The sequence below is a fragment of the Tenacibaculum aiptasiae genome, assembly GCF_965221665.1.
Lineage (GTDB): Bacteria > Bacteroidota > Bacteroidia > Flavobacteriales > Flavobacteriaceae > Polaribacter > Polaribacter aiptasiae.
In genome coordinates this window covers 1,073,197-1,094,168 of the sequence record NZ_CBDCSN010000002.1, presented here as the reverse complement: position 1 = coordinate 1,094,168, position 20,972 = coordinate 1,073,197, and the positions used below count along the sequence as shown (strand labels likewise).

Annotated in this window: 18 protein-coding genes; 12 read left to right on the top strand and 6 right to left on the bottom strand. The window is 30.7% G+C overall.

Annotated elements, in window-relative coordinates:
• Nucleotides 1-333, top strand: a complete 333-nt coding sequence (locus ACOQN8_RS05270) for a 2Fe-2S iron-sulfur cluster-binding family protein (RefSeq protein ID WP_150898244.1) — start codon at nt 1-3, stop codon at nt 331-333.
• Nucleotides 334-364: 31 nt separating this feature from the next.
• On the opposite strand, the gene ACOQN8_RS05265 is transcribed toward ACOQN8_RS05270, so the two are convergent.
• Nucleotides 365-883 (bottom strand): flavodoxin, encoded by a 519-nt coding sequence (locus ACOQN8_RS05265; protein WP_420551889.1) that lies wholly within the window; start codon nt 881-883, stop codon nt 365-367.
• A gap of 127 nt (nt 884-1,010) precedes the next feature.
• Here ACOQN8_RS05265 and ACOQN8_RS05260 point away from each other — a divergent pair, with 127 nt between their 5' ends.
• Genes ACOQN8_RS05260 through ACOQN8_RS05210 form a run of 11 tightly spaced genes read left to right on the top strand, consistent with a single transcriptional unit; the run spans nt 1,011 to nt 14,353 of the window.
• Nucleotides 1,011-2,528: a pyridoxal phosphate-dependent decarboxylase family protein gene (locus tag ACOQN8_RS05260; RefSeq protein WP_150898246.1), complete on the top strand. Its 1,518-nt coding sequence runs from the start codon at nt 1,011-1,013 to the stop codon at nt 2,526-2,528.
• Nucleotides 2,528-3,850 (top strand): lysine N(6)-hydroxylase/L-ornithine N(5)-oxygenase family protein, encoded by a 1,323-nt coding sequence (locus ACOQN8_RS05255; protein ID WP_420551888.1) that lies wholly within the window; start codon nt 2,528-2,530, stop codon nt 3,848-3,850. Before ACOQN8_RS05260 ends, ACOQN8_RS05255 begins: the two co-directional genes overlap by 1 nt.
• A 4-nt stretch (nt 3,851-3,854) precedes the next feature.
• Complete coding sequence (locus tag ACOQN8_RS05250; protein ID WP_420551887.1) at nt 3,855-5,030, top strand: MFS transporter; 1,176 nt, start codon at nt 3,855-3,857, stop codon at nt 5,028-5,030.
• A 3-nt stretch (nt 5,031-5,033) separates the two neighbouring features.
• Nucleotides 5,034-7,454 carry a GNAT family N-acetyltransferase gene (locus ACOQN8_RS05245; protein WP_420551886.1) on the top strand — a complete coding sequence of 807 codons (2,421 nt, stop codon included), beginning with the start codon at nt 5,034-5,036 and terminating at the stop codon, nt 7,452-7,454.
• A 2-nt stretch (nt 7,455-7,456) separates the two neighbouring features.
• On the top strand, nt 7,457-8,047 hold the full coding sequence (locus tag ACOQN8_RS05240) for a GNAT family N-acetyltransferase (RefSeq protein ID WP_420551885.1): 591 nt from the start codon (nt 7,457-7,459) through the stop codon (nt 8,045-8,047).
• Complete coding sequence (locus ACOQN8_RS05235) at nt 8,037-9,860, top strand: IucA/IucC family protein (protein WP_420551884.1); 1,824 nt, start codon at nt 8,037-8,039, stop codon at nt 9,858-9,860. Before ACOQN8_RS05240 ends, ACOQN8_RS05235 begins: the two co-directional genes overlap by 11 nt.
• Before the next feature lies 1 nt (nt 9,861).
• Nucleotides 9,862-10,443, top strand: a complete 582-nt coding sequence (locus tag ACOQN8_RS05230) for a nitroreductase family protein (RefSeq protein ID WP_150898251.1) — start codon at nt 9,862-9,864, stop codon at nt 10,441-10,443.
• A 13-nt stretch (nt 10,444-10,456) separates the two neighbouring features.
• Nucleotides 10,457-11,557: a heparan-alpha-glucosaminide N-acetyltransferase domain-containing protein gene (locus tag ACOQN8_RS05225; protein ID WP_420551883.1), complete on the top strand. Its 1,101-nt coding sequence runs from the start codon at nt 10,457-10,459 to the stop codon at nt 11,555-11,557.
• 1 nt (nt 11,558) lies between these two features.
• Nucleotides 11,559-12,575, top strand: coding sequence for an alpha/beta hydrolase (locus ACOQN8_RS05220; RefSeq protein WP_420551882.1), 1,017 nt, complete (start codon nt 11,559-11,561; stop codon nt 12,573-12,575).
• Between the two features lie 2 nt (nt 12,576-12,577).
• A complete protein-coding gene (locus ACOQN8_RS05215) occupies nt 12,578-13,498 on the top strand; it encodes a sterol desaturase family protein (protein ID WP_217701345.1) in 921 nt (306 codons plus the stop codon).
• Nucleotides 13,499-13,522: 24 nt separating this feature from the next.
• Entirely contained in the window at nt 13,523-14,353 is an 831-nt protein-coding gene (locus ACOQN8_RS05210) for a crotonase/enoyl-CoA hydratase family protein (RefSeq protein ID WP_420551881.1), read from the top strand.
• A 1-nt stretch (nt 14,354) separates the two neighbouring features.
• Here the strand turns inward: ACOQN8_RS05210 and ACOQN8_RS05205 are convergent, their stop codons facing one another.
• The 5 genes from ACOQN8_RS05205 to ACOQN8_RS05185 all read right to left on the bottom strand — a co-directional run bounded on the left by ACOQN8_RS05205 (nt 14,355) and on the right by ACOQN8_RS05185 (nt 20,892).
• Complete coding sequence (locus ACOQN8_RS05205; protein ID WP_420551880.1) at nt 14,355-15,323, bottom strand: helix-turn-helix domain-containing protein; 969 nt, start codon at nt 15,321-15,323, stop codon at nt 14,355-14,357.
• Nucleotides 15,324-15,380: 57 nt separating this feature from the next.
• Entirely contained in the window at nt 15,381-17,450 is a 2,070-nt protein-coding gene (locus tag ACOQN8_RS05200) for a PepSY-associated TM helix domain-containing protein (protein ID WP_420551879.1), read from the bottom strand.
• On the bottom strand, nt 17,450-17,752 hold the full coding sequence (locus ACOQN8_RS05195; RefSeq protein ID WP_420551878.1) for a hypothetical protein: 303 nt from the start codon (nt 17,750-17,752) through the stop codon (nt 17,450-17,452). The genes ACOQN8_RS05200 and ACOQN8_RS05195 overlap by 1 nt, the downstream gene beginning before the upstream one ends.
• A gap of 1 nt (nt 17,753) precedes the next feature.
• Nucleotides 17,754-18,083 carry a hypothetical protein gene (locus tag ACOQN8_RS05190; protein ID WP_420551877.1) on the bottom strand — a complete coding sequence of 110 codons (330 nt, stop codon included), beginning with the start codon at nt 18,081-18,083 and terminating at the stop codon, nt 17,754-17,756.
• Between the two features lie 100 nt (nt 18,084-18,183).
• Nucleotides 18,184-20,892, bottom strand: coding sequence for a TonB-dependent receptor domain-containing protein (locus tag ACOQN8_RS05185; RefSeq protein ID WP_420551876.1), 2,709 nt, complete (start codon nt 20,890-20,892; stop codon nt 18,184-18,186).
• Nucleotides 20,893-20,972: the final 80 nt, after the last annotated feature.

The following is a 20,972-nucleotide window of genomic DNA, read 5'->3' as shown; positions in this document are numbered from 1 at the left end:
ATGGAGCAAGATATTACTATAAAAATTACAGATCGTGAAGGTGTGACACATGAAATACAAGCACCTACAGACATGGCAATGAATTTAATGGAAGTAGTTCGTTCCTATGAGTTAGCACCAGAAGGAACTATTGGAATTTGTGGTGGTATGGCAATGTGTGCTTCATGTCAATGTTATATCAAATCGGATCATGAATTGCCAGAAATGGGAGATGATGAAGACGCAATGCTTGCAGAAGCTTTTTATGTAGAAGATAATAGCCGTTTAGGTTGTCAAATACAAATGACACCTGAATTAGAAGGACTAGAAGTAGAACTAGCACCAGAGAGTTAAAAATATTTAAATAGCTTAAGTTTAATCAAACTTAAGCTATTAATTTTTCTTTCAATATCGATAACCAAGTAGATAATCTTTCTTGTGTTAATTCTGGTTGATTGTCTTCATCCAAAGCTAAACCATAAAACAACTCCTTACCTTCTATTTTTGCTTTAGATTCAGTGTAATCATAACCATCCGTAGGCCATTGTCCTATAATTTTTCCACCATTTTCTAAAACTACTTCAGCTAACATTCCTACACCATCAATAAAATATTCACCATAACCATATTGATCACCTAAACCAAATAAAGCTATTGTTTTGTTGGAAAAATCAATGGTTTTAAACTCATCAAAGTACGATTCCCAATCACTTTGTAAATCACCATCATACCAAGTAGATAACCCTAAAAACAGAATATCCATTCTTTCAAAATCAGATTTTGATACTTGCGATACTTCAATTACTTCAATTTCACTTTCATTCCACTCATCTACAATGGTATGCGTTATTTCTTCTGTCATTCCAGTATCTGAGCCATAAATTAAGCCAATATTTTTATTCATTTTTAGCGGTTTTAAAAATTGTAATCCTTTTTTGTTTTGCGTCTTTTTAATTTCTAATCGCGTCATTTTTTTTATGAAGCGAGATATATTTTTGCAATATAAAAACTATTAAGACTAAATAAAAATAATGATTCTTAAAGAAAGCCCTTCACTAAAAGAATTGTCATTAAATAATCACCTATTTAATGATGAGTCAGTGAAATTATACGAAGAGTATACACTAAAAACGCTAAACTACATTCAAAAGTTTTTATCAAACAGAAAATTCTACAAAGGAGATGAGTTAGCAGAAATTCAAAACGACAAACTTAATGCAAAGTTAGATAATATTGAAGATATTCAATCATTAGATACTGTTTTAGAAGAGCTGAATGAATTGTATATACAAAAAGCAATTGCATTCCATAATCCAAATTATGTAGCACATTTAAATTGTCCTATAACATTACCGTCAATAGTAGCAGAAATGATAGCCACCACTATTAATACTGCTGTAGAAACATGGGATCAAAGTACATCAGCAACTTTTATAGAACAAGAAGTTATTCGTTGGATTTGTAACGAGTTTAATTTTTCTGAAAATTCAGATGGTGTATTTACAAGTGGAGGAACTCAATCGAACTTTATGGCTTTATTAATGGCTAGAGATCATTATGCTTTTGAGAATTATGGTATTAATATCAAGCAAAATGGTTGGTCGGATGAAATAAGTAAATTTCGTTTCTTCTGTTCAGAAAAAGCACACTTTAGTATTCAGAAAAATGCAGCTTTGTTAGGAATGGGTTATGATGCCGTTATTCCTGTTAAGGCTGATTCTAAAATGAGAATGGATGCTAATGAATTAGTGTTAGCAATTGAAAAAGTTAAGCAGGAAGGAAATATTCCAGTAGCAGTTGTTGCCACTTTAGGAACTACAGATTATGGTAGCTTTGATCCATTGCAAACCATAGGAAAGGTTGCCAAAGAACACAATATGTGGTTACATATTGATGGAGCTTATGGAGGGTGTTATGTACTTACAGACACGCATAAACATCATTTTCAAGGATCAGAAATAGCAGATTCTATAACCATAGATTTCCACAAAACATTATTCCAACCTGTTAGTTGTAGTGCGTTTTTAGCCAATAATAAAAAGCACTTTCAGTATATTTCGTATTACGCCGATTATTTAAACCCACTTGAAAACAAGGATCAAGAACGTCCAAATTTAATAGAGAAATCAATACAAACCACCCGCCGATTTGATGCTTTAAAAGTTTGGTTAACCCTTAAAACTTTAGGAACTAAAACAATTGCATCTTATTTAGAAGAAGTACATAACTTAACGAAGCGTGTACATGAAAAAATGAATGCTAATCCAAACTTCGAATTAGCACATGTACCAGAGTTAAGTACGCTTGTTTTTAGATATAAAAACTCAGAAGCCGCACATGAGCCAACACATGATATGGTAAACTTACATATTAAAAATACGTTGTATGCATCAGGTAAAGCTTCTATAGCGAGTACAAAATTGAATGGTAGTATTTATTTAAAATTCACATTGCTAAATCCAAAGAATACGCTAAACAATCTTCTAAATATTATTGAAATGATAGAAGACACAGGAAAGAAGTTTCAACCAAAAACAGAATTATTATAATGCAAAGTACAGTAGCAGATTTTATAGCAATAGGAGTAGGACCTTTTAATTTAGGTTTGGCATGTTTAACAGAACCAATAGAAGGGTTAAATGGTATTTTTTTAGATAGAAAAGATAAGTTCGATTGGCACCCAGGAATGTTATTAGAAGATACAACATTACAGGTTCCATTTATGGCAGATTTAGTTACACTTGCCGATCCAACAAATCCGTTTAGTTTTTTAAATTACATAAAAGAACAGGGAAGAATTTACTCATTTTATATACGTGAAAACTTTTTGTTATTACGAAATGAGTACAATCAATACTGTCAATGGGCAATTAGTAAATTATCTAATGTTTATTTTAATACTAATGTTACAGATATTAATTACGATGAAATTCAAGGAATTTATATTGTAACAAGCATTTGTACTAAAACAGATGAGATTAAAATATATAAAGCTAAAAAGTTAGTTCTTGGTACAGGAACTCAACCATATATACCTGAGTGTAGTAAAAAATTAAAAGGAAAAGCATTGCACTCATCTAAGTACTTAGAGTACAAAGAGAGTTTACAAGAAAAAGAGAAGATTACCATTTTAGGAAGTGGACAAAGTGCTGCCGAAATATTTTATGATTTATTACAAGAAGTAGATACTAGAGGGTATGAATTAAATTGGATAACACGTTCTCCACGTTTCTTCCCACTAGAATATTCTAAGTTAACATTAGAAATGACATCTCCTGAATATGTAGATTACTTCTATAATTTACCTCCTCAGAAGAGAGACCATCTAATTAAGAATCAAAAGCATTTATACAAAGGTGTAAACCAAGATTTAATAGGAGCTATTCACGATACATTATATGCTAAGAGAGTTGTAGCTAAGGAACCGCTAAAAGTTTCTTTAAGAACAAATACTGAGCTAAAGGAAACTGAATTAAATGACAATTCTATTAGCTTAGAATTACATCAAGTTGAGCAAGATAAATACTTCAAACACGAAACAGAAGGTTTGGTTTTAGCAACAGGATATAGCTATTATTTACCAGAATTCTTAAGTGAAATTTCAGATAGAATTCAATGGGACGAACAAAGTCGTTTTGACGTAAATAGAAACTATAGTATTGATAAAAATAGTAGTGAAATTTTTGTGCAAAATGCAGAATTACATACACATGGATTTGTAACTCCAGATTTAGGAATGGTAGCTTATAGAAACTCTTACATAATTAAAGAAATGACAGGAGTTGAGCACTACCCTATTGAACAAAAAATAGCGTTCCAACAGTTTGATGTTACTAAGGAAGAAGAAATTCAATTAAATGTTTTAGCATAGAAATATGAAGCTAAAAACATTTTTAATAGTAATGACATTGGTTGCAGTAGTAAGTGATTATCTACTGCATCCATTTTATCCACAGTTTTTTGAGCTTCGATTTGGTATGACCAATCCCAAAAACGTAGGGTATTATTTCGCTGCTATTTGTTTTATGGTTATGATAGCATTTCCATTCTGGGCATATGTTTCTAAAAAGGTTTCTGAACTTAACATTTTAGTATATACCCAAGCAATGGCAGGTGTATTAGCTCTGTATTGCTATTATACAACATCATATTTAAATTTCTGGATAGTATCATTAATTATGGTATTGTTTAAAGGGAGTTATTTATTGGTATACCCTTATATTCTTAAAATTATTACCAAAGAAGAACACCCAAGTACTATTGGGTTACTTTCGGTAGTTGTGCATTTAGGAGGAATATTAGGAGCGGTATTGGGAGGAATAACCGTAGACTATATAGCACCAAGTAGTATCTTTTTAATTATGGCCGGAGGTGATTTTATTCAAATGGCAATGAGTGCTTATTTATTAAAAAGTAAAAAGTACGCTACAGATTTAATCATTTCAGAAGAGCTAGAGAATACAGAGAAGAAGTTTATACCTAAAGGGTTTATTTTAAAATTAGGACTAATTACGTTGATTTTATATTTCAGTGACTTTTTAATTAGACCTTTCTTTTCATCGTATTGGGAAAGTTTTTCAGCTTATAAAAGCAAGTTAGTTTCAGGAACTATTTATGCAATTCCTGGTTTTGTTGCTTTAGTAGCCTTATGGATTAATAACAGAAGAAAATCAGAAGGGCATAAAGGAATTATAAATGCATTATTTATAGGGTTAATTGGTCTTTTATTGCAAGGAATACCTTATGACGGAATTGTGATTTTAGGAAGAATTGTTTACGGATGGGCAATTTTTCAAGGGGTAGTAAAATTCGATATTTTATTATTTGAATTAAGTACTCCAGAATCATATTCTGTAGACTATAGTAAAATACATTTCTTTCAAAATTTAGGAGTTTTATTGGCTTCTTTAAATGTAGGAATTATAGTAGATGAATTTGGTTTACAGATGCCCTTTGCCATTGCTTTAGTAGGATTTTTATTAACCTTAGTATTATACTTTTTTGTGTTTAAGTCGGTAAGAAAAGTTCATAAACAACTAGCAAAAGCTTAAGAAATGTCAACAACACAAACCACCACAGTTTTTTCAAAAGAATATAACGATTTTGGAACGATTACTATTCGTCCTTTTCAAGTAAAAGAAGATAGTGTCTTTTTGCAAAAATGGGTAACTAAAGAGTATGCTGTTTTTTGGGGAATGCCAAATGCTACATTAGAAGATGTAGAAAAAGAGTATACAGAATTAACTGCTCCTGAACATTATGATGTTTTTGTTGGAATGTTTAATAACGAACCTGCATTTGTTTTAGAGCGTTACAATCCTCAATTAGACATTATCAATAATTTTTATCAAACCAAAGAATCAGATTGTGGAGTACACATTATTGTTGCTCCGCCAAAAGAGCCAAAAACTCCAAATTTTACTTGGTTCATGTTTCGATCAATTATGGATTTTGTTTTTACAAATTCAGCAATTAATAGAATAGTTGTTGAGCCAGATATTCGAAACAAAAAAATGTTTGCTTTATGCCAAAGAATAGGATTTCAATTGGCTAATGTAATTGAGTTACCTAATAAAACAGCTCAGTTAGCATTTTTAACCAAAATCAACTATAAAAACCAAATTCAATCTTTTTCACCATCAAAAAGAAGTGCCATGAACACCTTAGATAATGTGGTATCGCCACAACAATCAACTCAACATATACAACCAAACGTTTGGAAACAAGCAAACTTATTATTAGTAAAAAAAGCATTGTGTGAATTTTCACATGAACTATTAATAAAACCCGAAATAATAGAAGAATTAAGTAATGGATATAAACACTACAAAGTTTATACAGATTCTTTAGATATACGATACGAGTTTAATGCAAAGCCAATGGCATTAAATCATTTTATGATAGACGAAAAGTCAATTAAAAAGTATATAAAAGATGCTATTACTGAAGTAGATGCTATTTATTTTATAAAAGAGTTTAGAAAAATATTAGGTATCGCAGATGAGAAAATGCCAGTATACTTAGAAGAAATTATTAGTACATTATACGGAAGTGCTTTTAAAATAACGAAAGGAAATCCAACAGCCCAAGAATTAGCTACGGCCGATTTTCAAACTATAGAGCAATCTATGACTGAAGGACATCCAGGGTTTGTTGCTAATAATGGAAGAATAGGTTTTGATAGTAGCGATTACCGTTCGTATGCACCAGAAGCAGGAAATTCATTTTCTTTATTATGGTTAGCAGGACATAAATCGAAAGCAGTTTTCTCTGCTATAGAGTCGCTCCCATACGAAACATTAATACAACAAGAATTAGATGCAGAGACCATTGCACAATTTAATAAAACCATAGAAGAAAAAGGATACAAAGCAGAAGATTATTTATTCTTACCAATTCATCCATGGCAATGGTTTAACAAGCTAGCAAATATCTTTTCTCCAGAAGTAGCAAAAGGAGATTTAATTTGCTTAGGCTACGGACCAGATCAGTATTTAGCGCAGCAATCTATTAGAACATTATTCAATGTGACTAATCCGCAAAAATTCTATACAAAATCGGCATTGTCTATTTTAAATATGGGATTCATGAGAGGATTGCCTTTATATTACTTAGGTACAGCTCCTAAAATGGCAGTTTGGTTAGAGAATTTATTATACAACGATAGCTATATCCAAGAAAATGGATTTAGAATGCTTAGCGAAATAGGTTCAGTAAGTTATGTGAATCCTTATTTTGATGAGTTCGGGCCTCATAACGATTATAACAAAATGTTAGCTTCTTTATGGAGAGAAAGTCCTTATTCAGTAGTTAAAGAAAATCAGAAGCCTTTAACTATGGCAGCTTTACTTCATATTGATCATCATGGAAATGCATTATTACCAGAAATCATCAAAGATTCAGGAATTTCAATTGATAATTGGTTACGTAAATATTTACAGGCATATTTAAGTCCAATGTTACATTGTTTCTATTACTACGATTTAGTGTTTATGCCACATGGAGAAAACTTAATTATGGTGTTAGAAGATAATATTCCTGTGTATGCATTATTAAAAGATATTACAGAGGAAGCTTGTATTTTAAATCCAGAGGTTGAATTGCCAGAACATTTAAAGAGAATGTATGCTCCAGTGCCAGAAGACGTAAAATTACTATCAATTTTTACTGATATGTTTGATGGGTTCTTCCGTTTCTTAGCACCTATTTTAGAAGAGCACGCGGATTATAGTGAAAATCGTTTTTGGGAATTAGTGGCAGAAAACATTCAAGAATATCAAGCAAAATTCCCACAACTAGTAGCAAAGTTTGAACAATACGATTTGTTTGCGGAAGATTTCAAATTATCATGTTTAAATAGGTTGCAGTTAAATAATCATAAACAAATGATTGATTTAGATGACCCAGTAGCCTTATTACAATTTGCTGGGAAACTGCAAAACCCAATAGCAGCATTTAAAATGCAAGAAGTTTAATCATGGTACAAACGAATCAAGAAGTATTTAGCAAAGAAATAGCTGGATTGGGAGTTATAAGTATTCGCCCATTTCATGTAGATACAGATTCACCAATGTTGTATACTTGGGTTACACAACCCTATGCTAAATATTGGGGAATGTTAGATAAATCTTTAGAAGAAGTACGTGCCGAATATCAGGAGATAGAAGAAAATCCAAATCATCATACTTACATAGGAATGTTAAATAATATTCCTGTGTTTTTAATGGAACGTTATAAAGCTTCAACAGATATCATAGCGAAACACTACGAAGCGCAAGAGAGTGATTATGGGATGCACATATTAGTTGCTCCAATAGAAAAAAGAATACCTCAATTTACTTGGCATGTATTTTCAACCATTATCGATTATTTTTTCAGTTTACCACAAGTAGCAAGAGTTGTTGTAGAACCCGATGTAAACAATGAAAAAATTCACAAGTTAAATAAGAAAGCAGGTTTTGTTTATCAAAAGGAAATAGACTTGTCTTATAAGAAAGCAGCTTTGGCTTTTTGTACTGAAGAAATGTACAAGGAAGCTTTAAACCAATTAGAGAACAATGAAAAATAATATAGCACATTTACAACCTCAAGTATGGGAATTTGTAAATCGTCAATTAATAAAAAAAGCGATAAGTGAATTTTCTCATGAGCTTATTTTAGTTCCGGAGTTTCTTGAAGAGCAAGATGGATGGAATTTGTATAAAATACAATCAGACGCTAAAGAGTTTAACTATCAATTTAAAGCAAAAAAATATTTGCTAGATCATTGGTTGGTAGATGCTGATAGTATTAAAAAAACAAAAGAAGATTCAAAAGATGTATTGTATTTAGATGCATTACATTTCATTGTTGAGTTTAAAACTACATTAGGAATTCCTGATGAGTTTTTAGCAACCTATTTAGAAGAGATTACAAGCACACTTTCAGGAGCAGCTTATAAATATCTAAATGAAAAATTTTCAGCAAAAGAATTAGCAGAGAAAAGTTTCCAAGAGATAGAGCATGGTATGACCGAAGGACATCCTTGTTTTGTAGCTAATAATGGTCGAATAGGTTTCAATATTGACGATTATCATGCATATGCACCAGAAGGTAATCAACCTTTCCAAATTTTATGGATAGCAGGACATAAAAAATACGCAACTTATACAGCTGTTGAAGGATATGAGTATGAACAGTTGTTGTTAAATGAACTAGGAAAAGATAAAATTTCTGGTTTTAATGAGGTATTACATCAAAATAATTTAGCGCCTGAAGATTATGTTTTTATGCCAGTGCATCCATGGCAATGGAAAAATAAAATAGTGGCAGTTTTTGGAGCAGACATTGCACAGAAAAATATTGTTTTAGTTGGAGAAAGTGACGATAAGTTTTCGGCACAACAATCTATTAGAACATTGTTTAATGCTTCACATCCAGAAAAGTTATATACAAAAACAGCATTATCCATTCTAAATATGGGGTTCATGAGAGGTTTATCGCCATATTATATGCAAAGTACTCCGCATATTACTAAATGGATAACAAATCTACTAGCAGAAGATACCTACTTGAATGAGAATGGCTTTACAATGTTAGGAGAAGTTGCTACTGTAGGATATCATAATCATTATTATGAAGTATTAGGGAAAACAAATCCACATAATAAAATGTTGTCTGCATTATGGAGAGAAAGTCCGTTTATAAAGATTGCCTCTAATCAACGAGTATTTACAATGGCAGCTTTGCTGCATGTAGATTACCAAGGGAATTCGTTATTAGGCTCGTTGATAGAGGCCTCTCCATATGGAGCAGCTACTTGGATACAGCGATATTTAAAAGCATATTTAGCACCATTGTTACATTGCTTTTATAAATACGAGTTTGTGTTTATGCCACATGGAGAAAATCTAATAATGGTATTAGAAGAAAATACTCCAGTACATGTATTAATGAAAGATATTACAGAGGAAGTAATTGTTTTCAACGAAACAATGCATTTACCTGAACATGCAGATAGGTTGTTTACGAAGACTTCTGATAAAATGAAAATACTATCAATTTTCACAGATGTTTTTGATTGTATTTTCCGTTTTATGGGACAACAATTAGATACTCATGCGAATTTTTCTGAATATAATTTTTGGCAATTAGTAGCAGAATGTGTCTATGAATATCAAGAAGAACATCCAGAGTTTTCAGAAAAATACGAACGATATGATTTATTCGTAAATGAGTTTGACCGTTGTTGTTTAAATAGATTACAACTAGGAAATACAAAACAAATGTTAACTCTAGCCGATCCAATAGAAAGCTTAAAGTTAGAAGGAACTTTAATAAATCCAATTGCTCAATTTAAAAAAGAAGTAGCAGGAATAAATAAAGTAGCAGAAACTTTTTAAGATGAATTTCGAAGAGCTTACAAAAGTTATACATACGCGTAAAAGTACTTACGCGTATGATTATGCAAACAAAAAAATTGAAAAAGAAACGATAGAAGCTATAGTTACAAACGCATTATGGGCACCAACTCATTTAGTAACACAACCATGGCGTTTTGTAGTTTTAGAAGGTAAGCATCAATTGGATTTAAGTGAGTTTATGGCATCTTATTATAGAGAATTATATACCGAAAAACAATTTTCTAACGAGCGTTATGAAGCTACTAAAACCTATGCTAAAAATGCAACTTTAATAGGAATTGTATTTACACCAAATAAAAAAGCAAAGCTATCTGAATGGGAAGAATTAGCTGCTGTTTCTTGTGCTGTGCAAAACATGTGGCTGAGTTGTACTTCTTTAGGTTTAGGTAGTTATTGGGATTCCTCTCCAGCAACTTTAGAGTATGGAAAGGAATATGTAAACCTAGAAAAGGACGAGCAGTTTTTAGGAATTTTTTTTATGGGATACAAAAAAGAAAATATTCCAGAACCTAGAAGAAAAAGAAAGTCATTATCGAAGAAATTAAGTTGGAATAAAAAATAGTAAAAAATAAAAAATGAAAACAAAAAATAGAGTAAGAGCAGTAGACTTTGTAAGAGGTTTTAGTGTTCTTATGATGATTCCTGTACATGTTTTAATGATTTTTTCAAGTATGGAAACTTGGGAAAATACAGTTACAGGAAATATAGGGCAGTTATTAGAAAGAGGATCTCCTGTATTTCTTATTGTAATGGGAATCTCATTTGCATTCTCAAGAAATGCAAACAAAAATGGAATCTTAAAAAAAGCATTAATGATTATTGCTTTAGGATATATTTTAAATTTTTTAAGATTTATCATACCAGTTTTATTTTTTGGAGGATTCCCAGAGAGTTTTGTAAAAGCTAGTGGACTCGAATTAAGTAACCTTAGTAGTTTATTAAACTATTTCTTAAAAGGAGATATGTTTCAGTTAGTAGGAATATCATTGTTCTTAATAGGACTATCTTTTAAGTTTTTAATAAAAAATAAGGGAGTATTAATTTTTATAGCATTAGTTATAATGTGGCTTTCCAAAATTGTGAGTGGTATACAATTAGGTGTTCCTGGTGTAGATTATATTTTGAATTTAGTTTGGGGTAATAACTTTGATGTGTACTTTCCATTATTTCCTTGGCTTTCATTTATTCTAATGGGATTATACATAGGGTTGCGTTATCAAGAAAATCCTGAAAATGCAGATAAATCTTTATTTAGACCTATGCTCTATTTAGGTTTAATTTTTCTAGTGATAGGGAAATTACTTTGCGATTATAATTACGAATACCATTTTGGAGATTATTATCATTTAGGCCCAGGAGGAAGTATGGGATTAATGGGAATTATTTTAGTGCTTTTTTGGGTGTATTATTTAATAGAAAAAGCATTGCCTGTAAATAATTACATAAGCAGATTGTTTTTTTACTGTAGTAAAAATGTAACTACTTTTTATATGATACAATGGATTTTAATTTATTGGTTGTTAGTATTTCTAGATTTCTCAGCATACAATGAGCCAGCCGTTTTATTAATAATGCTAGGTATTAATGTAGGAACATTTACACTATTGTATCTATTTAACAATTATGTAATTTCTAAAAGAAGTAAGAAAAGAAAAGTACTACAACAAGCAGCATAGTATGAGAAAGTTATTAGTTATTATAATTGTTTTATTACAATTTACATCCATAGCTCAAACAAAACTAGCTGGAAGTTATGGTTTAGATTCTAAAGTTCAGAAATTTCTGGAAGCAGTACATTCCTATGATGGAGCACCATTGCAAGAATTGCCATTGGATGTTGGTAGAAATGCTATGGAGTATATGCAGCAAGATTCAACATTAACATATACAAAAGTAACTTTTACTAAGGCGATTTTTAAAGAAGGAAATAAAGCGGTTAAAGTGATTATTGTAAAGCCTAAAAAAAGAAGGAAGTTATTACCTACTTTAATTTATTTCCATGGAGGAGGATGGGTATTCAATAGTTTTGAAACTCACAAAAGATTAATGAGAGATATTGCTTTAAAAGCAAATGTAGGAGTTGTTTTTGTTGATTATTCAAGAGCACCAGAAGTGCAATATCCAGTAGCCAATGAAGAAGGTTATTTAGCAACATTATTTGTTTCAAAATATGGAAAAAAATATGGTTTAGACCCTACTAGAATTATAGTAGGAGGAGATAGTGCTGGAGGAAATATGGCAACAGCTGTTGCTATGATGGCAAAAGAGAAAGGAGTTCCTAAACTTAAAGGACAAATATTATTGTACCCAGTAACGGATACGAATCTGAACACAGGGTCTTACGAACAATTTTCTAAAGGACACTATTTAACAAGAGATACAATGAAATGGTTTTGGAAAGTGTATGCACCTAAAAAGGAAACACATTTACTTCCAACAGTAGCACCTTTAAGAGCAAGTTTAGAAGAACTTAAAAATTTACCTAAAACACTTTTAATCACAGCAGAGTATGATGTGTTAAGAGATGAAGGAGAAGCATATGCTAAAAAATTAAGAATGGCTGAGGTACCAGTAATTTCAACAAGATATGGAGGAACTATTCATGATTTTATTGTACTGAACCCTTTGAGAGAAACAGAAGCTTCGAAAGCAGCAGTAATGCAAATATGTACTTTTTTAAATAATAATTTATAGAAATGGATTTATCATCTATAGAAAAAATAGTAGGGCAGTTAGAGCATATGAGTGTAATAGTACTTGCACTTATGTTAGTAGAATGGGGAATCCTTATTTTAACTAATTATGTTGAAAGAAAAAAAGAAGGAGTGGTTAGTATATTATCATATATAGTACAAAGTATTCCTTACTTTTTATTGTCTAAAGTATTCATTGTTGGTACAATGTTTTTGTTATACGAACATAGGTTGTTTGATCTAGGTTTTCAATGGTATGTATGGATTATAGCTTATTTGTTATATGATTTCACAGTGTTTTTTATTCATTTTTTAGGACACAAAGTTCGTGTTTTATGGTGTATTCACGGAGTGCATCATACAGCGGAAGATATGAATTTAACTGTGGTTGCTAGAGGTTCCATATTCGATGTGTTTTTTACTCCTTTTAATTTTATATGGTTACCTATTTTAGGGTTTCATCCATTAATGATATTCATCATTGAGCCTATTGCACGTTTGTATGCAACTTTAACGCATGTAAATGAAAAAGTAATAGGGAAACAAAAATGGTTAGATAAGATATTAATAACACCTTCAGTTCATAGGGTTCACCATGCTAAAAACCATATTTATTTAGATAGAAATTATGGAGAAACATTTAGTATTTGGGATCGCATTTTCAAAACATTTCAGAAAGAGTTAGATAATGAGAAAATTTCTTATGGAATTATGCACGATACTTTGAATAGTGAGAGTTTTTCAGATGTGCAATTTTTAATGTGGAAAGAGTTATGGAATGACGTTAAAAAAGCACCAACTTTTTCAGATAAAGTAAAATACATTTTTATGCCACCAGGTTGGAATCATATTGATGGTGGGAAAAAAGCCAAAGCTTATAGAGATGAGGCTTGGTTAAATAGATGTAAAACAGATGTGTCTTAGAATACATCTTAAAAAAATAGGACAATGATAAAACAATATGAAAATTTTAAAGTAAACTATTATCCAGAGCATGAGCTTGTGCTTTGGAGTATCAAGTCAGGAGGAGTTCCTAATTTTTCAATCGGTATATTGAGAGAGTTTAATGAGTTGAAAAAAGACTTAAAAATGATGTTTTCAGACAATGGATATCCATTAAAATACATTGTGTCTGCATCAACTCATGATGAGGTATATAATATGGGAGGCGATTTACCTTACTTTTTAAAAAATATAAAATCTCATAATAAAACGGCCTTAGAGGAGTATGCTAATTTGTGTATAGATGCTATTTATAACATTTATAATACGTTTGATTTACCTGTTTTAAGCATTGCTTTGGTTGAAGGAAATGCTTATGGTGGTGGATTTGAATGTGCAATGGCGCATGATATTATATTATCTCATGAGTCAGCAAAGTTTTGCCTACCAGAAAATAAATTTCACCTTTTTCCAGGGATGGGAGCCTATAGTTTTTTATGTAGAAAATTAAATATAAAAACGGCTCTAGAAGTTTTAAATACAGGAAATGTATACAAAGCAAAAGAAGTTGAAGAAATGGGGCTGGTGGACAATATTTTTACAAATGAATCAGGAATAGAAGCTGTAGTTAATTATTTAAATAAATCGAGTTTTAGTTTTAAATACAACCATTATAAATGCATTAAAAGAGTTTTTCCTCTGCAAAAAAATGAACTAGGAGATATTACAAATATGTGGGTAGATGCTTGTATGAGTTTAGAAAGTGAAAGCTTACGTAGAATGGAACTTATGATTAACGCTCAGTTAAGAAAATTAAAGCATGAATGTAAATCCTAGTTTAAGGAATATAAACATGGTTTTTACGAAATTCTTTGGGAGTTATTTTCTCAAACTTTTTAAAAGCAGCAGTAAAATGGGTAGGATTTTTATATCCTACCATGTCTGCTATTTCATAAATAGGTTTTTGAGTATGGATTAGAAAGTTTTTAGCCTTACTCATTCTTAACTTTTTAGTGTAGTTAAAAATAGTTTCGCCAAACAATTTCTTAAATTCATTTTTTAAAACATTCTGATTTAATAACACCATACGAGCTAGTTGCTCAATAGATATTTGTTTGTGTAGATTGGTTTGAAGTATGGTTTCTACTCTGTATATTTTCTTTAAAATATTATCTGAATTATAGGTTTTCTTCGTTTGAAAGTTTAATTGAAGATGTAACAATTCTAACGTTTTAGATTCTAAAAAAATCCTTTTTAGTAATCCTTTTTGAGAATTTGAAAGTATTTCAGAAACAACTTCTTCCATTTTTGAAGTTAGCTGATGTGCAAAATTTCGATTAGATTTTTTTAAACTAAGTGTTTTATCGTTTGATAAAAGAACTTGCATTTGATGCTTTTTAATGAAGTCATCATACATCCTAATTTTTACTTCTTTGAGAGGTTTGTCTTTGTAAAAAATAATCTTTTTACTTTCACAATCGTCGTATAAAAGATAGCTTTCATTTTTTTCAAGAATCAAATCACTTTTAAAGTTTGAAGAGCGAATAATTTTTTCACCTTCCATTAAAACAGAGAGTTCTAAAGCACTTAAGTTGTGTTTAGATATAAATAAAAAGTCCTCTTTAAATTTAGCACTGATAATATTGATTAATAAGCCGTCAAAAAAGTAGCTTATAATAAAACCTTCGCCATATACAGGATTAATAGTATAGACTGAAGTTTTAATACCACAGTCTATATTTTTAGATTGAAGTTGCAGTATTTTTTTTAACTGCGATGTTTGGTTGTTGGCTATTAGAATTTCCATAAACGGGGGACAAAAGGAAATAGATAATAGGCCTATAAATAATTAATAAGCCTTTATCTAACTTTTAATCCATTTATTAACATTAATAACTAAAAGAGTACTTGCTATTGCAACTAGCGTAAGCATAAAGATTTCTGAAACATTACTTGATTCATGCATAATAGCTTCAAAAAAGTGATAAATGTTATAGATAGCAGCAATGCTAGCCCAAACAATAGAGGTAATTTTGAACCATTTTTTAGAAATTTCTATAGACAATAAAGCAAATAATAAACACATACCTTCAAATAAAATTCGGTATATATGATGAATCAGAGGAGCTTCACCAGTAGCATCTTTCATTACTAAAGTTTCATTGTAGTAAATATTAAATAACCCATACATATGATGAACAATCCAGCCAATAGCTAAAAAGATCCATAGAATAATAATTTTTGTTCTTAGAGATAAAGAACCTTGTTGTATAGTCGTGTTTTCCATAATTTTTGGTTTTGTTTGTTGTAATTTATTTTTCTCTTCTAATTTTAAAGTCTTAATGTTTTTGTAGTCAATTTTATGTTTGTTAAAAGCACTTTGCTCTTGTACAGATGGCTTTATTTTAAAGTATATAAATAGTGCTGTAGCAGATAGAATTACCCATAATAAATCAATGGTTAAAATGTCATATTGGTTATTTGTATAAGTATTCCAAATCCAATTGTTTGATTTAATTCCACTGGCAATTGGAACTAAAAAACCTAAAATAGCACCAGTTAGTAAGGTTACTTTATTAGTGAAATAGTTATTACGTTTAAATCTGAAGAATAGAATACATATAAGCCAAACAATAAAAAACCAGTTGTTTAAGATTGACATCTTTTGAGTTAAATATTCTTGAGGAAGTATTTTAACTATTAAAAAGAATAAAGCAATTACTGGAAATAAAGAAAGGCAAATAGCCATATAAATATGCCCAACTTTTGCTGTATATAATCGTTGACGTAAAGTCATACTCTTTTTATTACGAGCTTCAATCCAGATTAATACTCCAGTTATAATTACAAAACAAGTAATTAATGCTAATATGAAATAGATGATCTTAACAGTAACACCACCAAAATTACCAAAATGCAAGCGTCCCATTGACAATTGAATGTCGTCAGTATATCTAGCTTCATTAGGGTCTCTATCAACAGTAGTTTTTCCAGTCTCAAAATCATAAATAACATTTCCAGAACTTAGAAGACGTTCTTTAGAATCTAAGGCTCCTAAAAGAACATATTTCATATTTGTGCCTCCATAATTTTTTATAAGCACATATTCAGGGTTAAAATTATCCCAGCGATTAGTATTCTTTTCAACAAAATCATTAACACTAGGAAGCTGCTTATCGGTTTTTTGAACCCATTCATATACTTTTCGATCAGGACGTAAATCTTCCATCAATTTATCTTGATTTCCATTGTATAAAAAGTTAGCAGGAATTAAAACCAAAATACTTAAACAGAAATAAGCTCCAGTAACGGCATACATAAATTGAAAAGGCAAACCAATTACACCTAATGCTGTATGTGCATCTGTCCAAACTCGTTTTAAAGCATTTTTTGGGTTGAACTGATAAAAGTTTGAAACAACTTTTTTCCAATGAACTATAACTCCGGTTACAATAGCAAACAAAAAGAATAATGAAATAAAACCGGCCAAATAAACACCTATTACGGGTATTTGTGTTAAGAAGTGCAAGCGATATAAAAACTCACCTAATCCATATTTTTCGGTGTAAGTAGCAGTTTCACCAGTGTGGATATTTATTGATTCATAGCTTTGATATTTTGCTTCTTCAGGAATGTTTACAGTATCCTTAGCAGGAGTAGTTAACACATAAATATTATCGTCTTTATGACCTAAATAAAAACGAATATCTCTACTAGTTAAATGATGATTTTCAGAAAGTTTATTTAATAAAAAATCGTAATCTATTTTTTCTCTAGCAATATTTTTAGAATGCTTTCCGTTTTCCCATATTTCGATTTCATCTTTAAATAAAGCAAAAGCTCCAGCAAAAAAGATAACGTATAAAGCTACGCTAATAACAATACCACTTACTGTATGTGTATTAAAAAATACATTGTAGTTTCTTTTACTCATTATACAAAAGGGTTTTGTTGATTACCATAATAATAAATCACATAAAGAACTATCGATAAAAGAAGATATAGTCCCCATGCTTTCCATCCATTTTTAAATAGGAAAGGAACAATGAGTAATACACACCAAATTATAAAATGTGTATAAATAGAGGTTATTAAAACTTCTCTTGAGTTCGGTAGCCATAGAGCCAAACACATATGAAATAAAGCAGTAACAGTATACCCTCCAAGAATACCAGAAGATATTTTTGCAAATTGTTGCCAAGGAGAAGATGTTAGATGTTTTGGATTTGCAGGCATATTAAAAAATGAATTCGATTAATAAGAGAACAAAAAGAAGAGCAACTAAAGTTTTATAGTTTACAAGCTTTAGTGGAGCTATAACAATTAATAAACTCATTATCATTGTTAAAGCTACTAGCCAAAAAAGAATGCCAGAAAATAGTCCAAAATGAACAGCTGCTATTATCAATGTAATTAAGAAAAAACTTCCACCTACAATTTTTGATAATTGCTCGTTGCTACGTATCCTTTTTTCTAAATAACTATTTGAAACAATAGTTGTTTTTTGTGAAGTATTGTAAAATAGGTAGCAGCCTAAAAATAGTATGGCTATTAAAATACTTATCATTATTTATTTTTTAATTACAAAACCCTCAGCCATAAAATGACCAAGAGTTTTGAAGCATTTATTTAAATAGATTAATTTATACTACACAAAGTGTTTAGTTTTAAAATTTATAGGTTACAGTACCTAAGAAAGCTCTTGGAGCTTGTGCATTAACAGTACTCCATCCTTTGTAGTAAGTTTCGTTTGTTAAGTTATTTACCTTTAACGCAACTCTAAATTTATCAGTGTCGTAATATGCACCAGCATTAAATACAGTATAGCTTGGTAATGTAAAAGTTCCAGAAATAGCATTGTTAATTGTTAAATGCTCTGAGGCTCCATTAAATCCAGCTCCTAAACCAATATTTTTTAAGAATTTACCTTGTTGGAATTTATAATCTGCCCAAAAGTTATAAGTAGTTTTTGGACCAGCTTCTTCGGGTCTTCTGTTTAAAAGTTCAGCTACATTTCTATTAGCAAATACACTATTAGCATCTGTAACTTTGCTGTCGTTATAAGCATAAGAAGCTCTTAAGTTTAATCCAGTAATAGGGCTTGAGTTTGCTTCCAATTCGATTCCTTTACTTACAACCTCTTTAAGATCTATTTGATTTGTTGTTAAGAAAGCAGTTGGATCTGTTGTAGTAACATTATTAGCTATGATATGGTAATAAGAAGCACCTAAGTTTAACTTATTATTGAATAAATTAGTTTTTACCCCTCCTTCAAATTGATTCGCTTTTATAGGTTTAAAGTTTTGTATACCAGTTTGAGTAATAACAGGATCTTTGTTTACAAAACCAGTTTGGTAGTTACCAAAAATAGATAGCTCATTAGGAATTACTTGATATACTACCCCAGCCTTTGGAGAAAAAGTAGTTTTAGTATAATCATCAGCGGTAGTAGCTGTATTACCATCTTGATCAAAGTGATCTACACGTAATCCTAAATTTACAGTTAATTCAGGAGTAACATTTAATACATTTGAAATATAAGCAGCATAGGTCTTAGAATTTGTTCTAAAGTCATTAATAGGAACGTTTCTAAAAATGTTTTCTAAGCTAGCTTTTGTAGGTGAGTATACAGCATTAGGTGTAAATGTTGATGTTTTTACATTTCCTTGTGCATCTAAAAAGGCATCGAAATATGGTAATGCGTTAAAGCCTCCTCCAACTTGTTGTCCAGTTGCTTGTAATGCAGCAACCACAGCTGGATCTAAAGGAAACGGTACAAACGCTTGTGGATTATTAAAGAATCCTAATAATTGTGCAAAACCTGGAGTAGAAGTTAGTGTTGGGTTTCCATTCTGATTTCTAGAATGTTGAGATCTACTTACAAAATCTAAACCACCAACAAATCGATTTCTTAAATCACCAATTTTAAAATCACCAATAAAGTTTTGTTGAATATTGTAATTAGTTGCATTAGCATTACGTTTATCAAAAATTCTTGTAAAAGAAGGTGAAGCTAATAAAGTACCAGATTCAATAAGCATAGGAGTAATTATTGGCGATATAATTGGATTCACAGGAGCCAATCTTGGATCTGATAATAGAGGAGCTAATTGTAAAATTGCTGCACCACCACCATCAATATTGTATTGATAAAACCCTTTAGTTCTTGCATAACTACTTGCAAAAATTGTTTGAGAACTCCACTCGTTAGAAATTTTATAATCTACAATAGCTCTTGTATTAAAGTTCAAACTGTTTAAAGCAACATCGTTTGATGTAAAAGATTTTTTAGGATTTACATTTAATTCAGCAACATTAGTTGGTACAGTTGGAGTAATTCCAAATGGAGCTAACATAGCTGTTAATCTTCCTTGGCCTAATCTATTAACAAATAACATTGAAGGGTTTGTTTGCGAAGTTTTTGCAAATTCAAGACCAAAAGATATGTTTAAACGATTGTTTACTTTATGAATAATAGATGGAGCTACAAAGAAAGAATCTTTAAATCCAGCAGCCTGAAAACTATCTTGAGATAAGTTTGTTGCGTTTAATCTGAAGTATGTTCTTTCATCTGTAGATAAAGGAGTATTGTAGTCTAAGGAAAGTCTATTAAGTCCAAAAGAACCAGCAGTAAAAGATACGCTACCACCTAATCCTTTGTAAGGCTTTTTAGTAACAATATTAATTAATCCACCTAGAGAAGTAGCTGTACTACCAAATAAAGTTGCCGAAGGTCCTTTTACAACTTCAATTCTCTCAATATAAGAAGGGTCAAGTGCACTTAAAGTAAAACCAGGCATACCATCAACTAACTGTGATTGCGTAGCAAAACCACGTACAGCAAAATAACCAGTTCCCTCACCAGGAGCTCTTCCTGTTGCTTCCCATAATTTACTAATACCTGTTGAATTTACTAAGGCATCTTCAACATTAGTTATAATTTGCGATTCTAATAATTCAGAAGTAATAGTAGAGTAAACTTGAGAGTTTTCTAAGTCTTTTAAAGGTAATTTAGAAACATAGGCTGTTTTCTTACGAGAAAACTTATTGTTTCTTGAAGTTACCTCTACTTCTTGTAATAATTCATTTCCTTCATATAAAGTTACTGTTAAATTATTTGAAGCAGTTGCATCAATTACTTTAGTCTTAAAACCAATAAAAGAAATTACTAATTTAAAATTACCAGAAGGAACATTTTTAATTTCAAACTTTCCATCCATGTCAGTTTGTACCCCTTTGTCTGTCCCCTGAATTATGACGTTAACGCCTACTATAGATTCGTTGTTATTGTCAACTATAGTACCAGAAATAGAATTCTGAGCTACTGAAACTACCGTAGCTAAAAATAATAGCACGGTTGTCATTATTGTTTTCATAGTTTTTATTTAGATTTAATTAATTTAGAAAAACAGACGCAAAGATATTTCACAAAAATTTAACAACAAACTTTATTTAG

Excerpts from the sequence above, each read along its gene's own strand:
- ACOQN8_RS05270 (WP_150898244.1), top strand. The coding sequence starts at position 1 with ATGGAGCAAGATATTACTATAAAAATTACAGATCGTGAAGGTGTGACA.
- ACOQN8_RS05265 (WP_420551889.1), bottom strand. The coding sequence starts at position 883 with ATGAATAAAAATATTGGCTTAATTTATGGCTCAGATACTGGAATGACA.
- ACOQN8_RS05260 (WP_150898246.1), top strand. The coding sequence starts at position 1,011 with ATGATTCTTAAAGAAAGCCCTTCACTAAAAGAATTGTCATTAAATAAT.
- ACOQN8_RS05255 (WP_420551888.1), top strand. The coding sequence starts at position 2,528 with ATGCAAAGTACAGTAGCAGATTTTATAGCAATAGGAGTAGGACCTTTT.
- ACOQN8_RS05250 (WP_420551887.1), top strand. The coding sequence starts at position 3,855 with ATGAAGCTAAAAACATTTTTAATAGTAATGACATTGGTTGCAGTAGTA.
- ACOQN8_RS05245 (WP_420551886.1), top strand. The coding sequence starts at position 5,034 with ATGTCAACAACACAAACCACCACAGTTTTTTCAAAAGAATATAACGAT.
- ACOQN8_RS05240 (WP_420551885.1), top strand. The coding sequence starts at position 7,457 with ATGGTACAAACGAATCAAGAAGTATTTAGCAAAGAAATAGCTGGATTG.
- ACOQN8_RS05235 (WP_420551884.1), top strand. The coding sequence starts at position 8,037 with ATGAAAAATAATATAGCACATTTACAACCTCAAGTATGGGAATTTGTA.
- ACOQN8_RS05230 (WP_150898251.1), top strand. The coding sequence starts at position 9,862 with ATGAATTTCGAAGAGCTTACAAAAGTTATACATACGCGTAAAAGTACT.
- ACOQN8_RS05225 (WP_420551883.1), top strand. The coding sequence starts at position 10,457 with ATGAAAACAAAAAATAGAGTAAGAGCAGTAGACTTTGTAAGAGGTTTT.
- ACOQN8_RS05220 (WP_420551882.1), top strand. The coding sequence starts at position 11,559 with ATGAGAAAGTTATTAGTTATTATAATTGTTTTATTACAATTTACATCC.
- ACOQN8_RS05215 (WP_217701345.1), top strand. The coding sequence starts at position 12,578 with ATGGATTTATCATCTATAGAAAAAATAGTAGGGCAGTTAGAGCATATG.
- ACOQN8_RS05210 (WP_420551881.1), top strand. The coding sequence starts at position 13,523 with ATGATAAAACAATATGAAAATTTTAAAGTAAACTATTATCCAGAGCAT.
- ACOQN8_RS05205 (WP_420551880.1), bottom strand. The coding sequence starts at position 15,323 with ATGGAAATTCTAATAGCCAACAACCAAACATCGCAGTTAAAAAAAATA.
- ACOQN8_RS05200 (WP_420551879.1), bottom strand. The coding sequence starts at position 17,450 with ATGAGTAAAAGAAACTACAATGTATTTTTTAATACACATACAGTAAGT.
- ACOQN8_RS05195 (WP_420551878.1), bottom strand. The coding sequence starts at position 17,752 with ATGCCTGCAAATCCAAAACATCTAACATCTTCTCCTTGGCAACAATTT.
- ACOQN8_RS05190 (WP_420551877.1), bottom strand. The coding sequence starts at position 18,083 with ATGATAAGTATTTTAATAGCCATACTATTTTTAGGCTGCTACCTATTT.
- ACOQN8_RS05185 (WP_420551876.1), bottom strand. The coding sequence starts at position 20,892 with ATGAAAACAATAATGACAACCGTGCTATTATTTTTAGCTACGGTAGTT.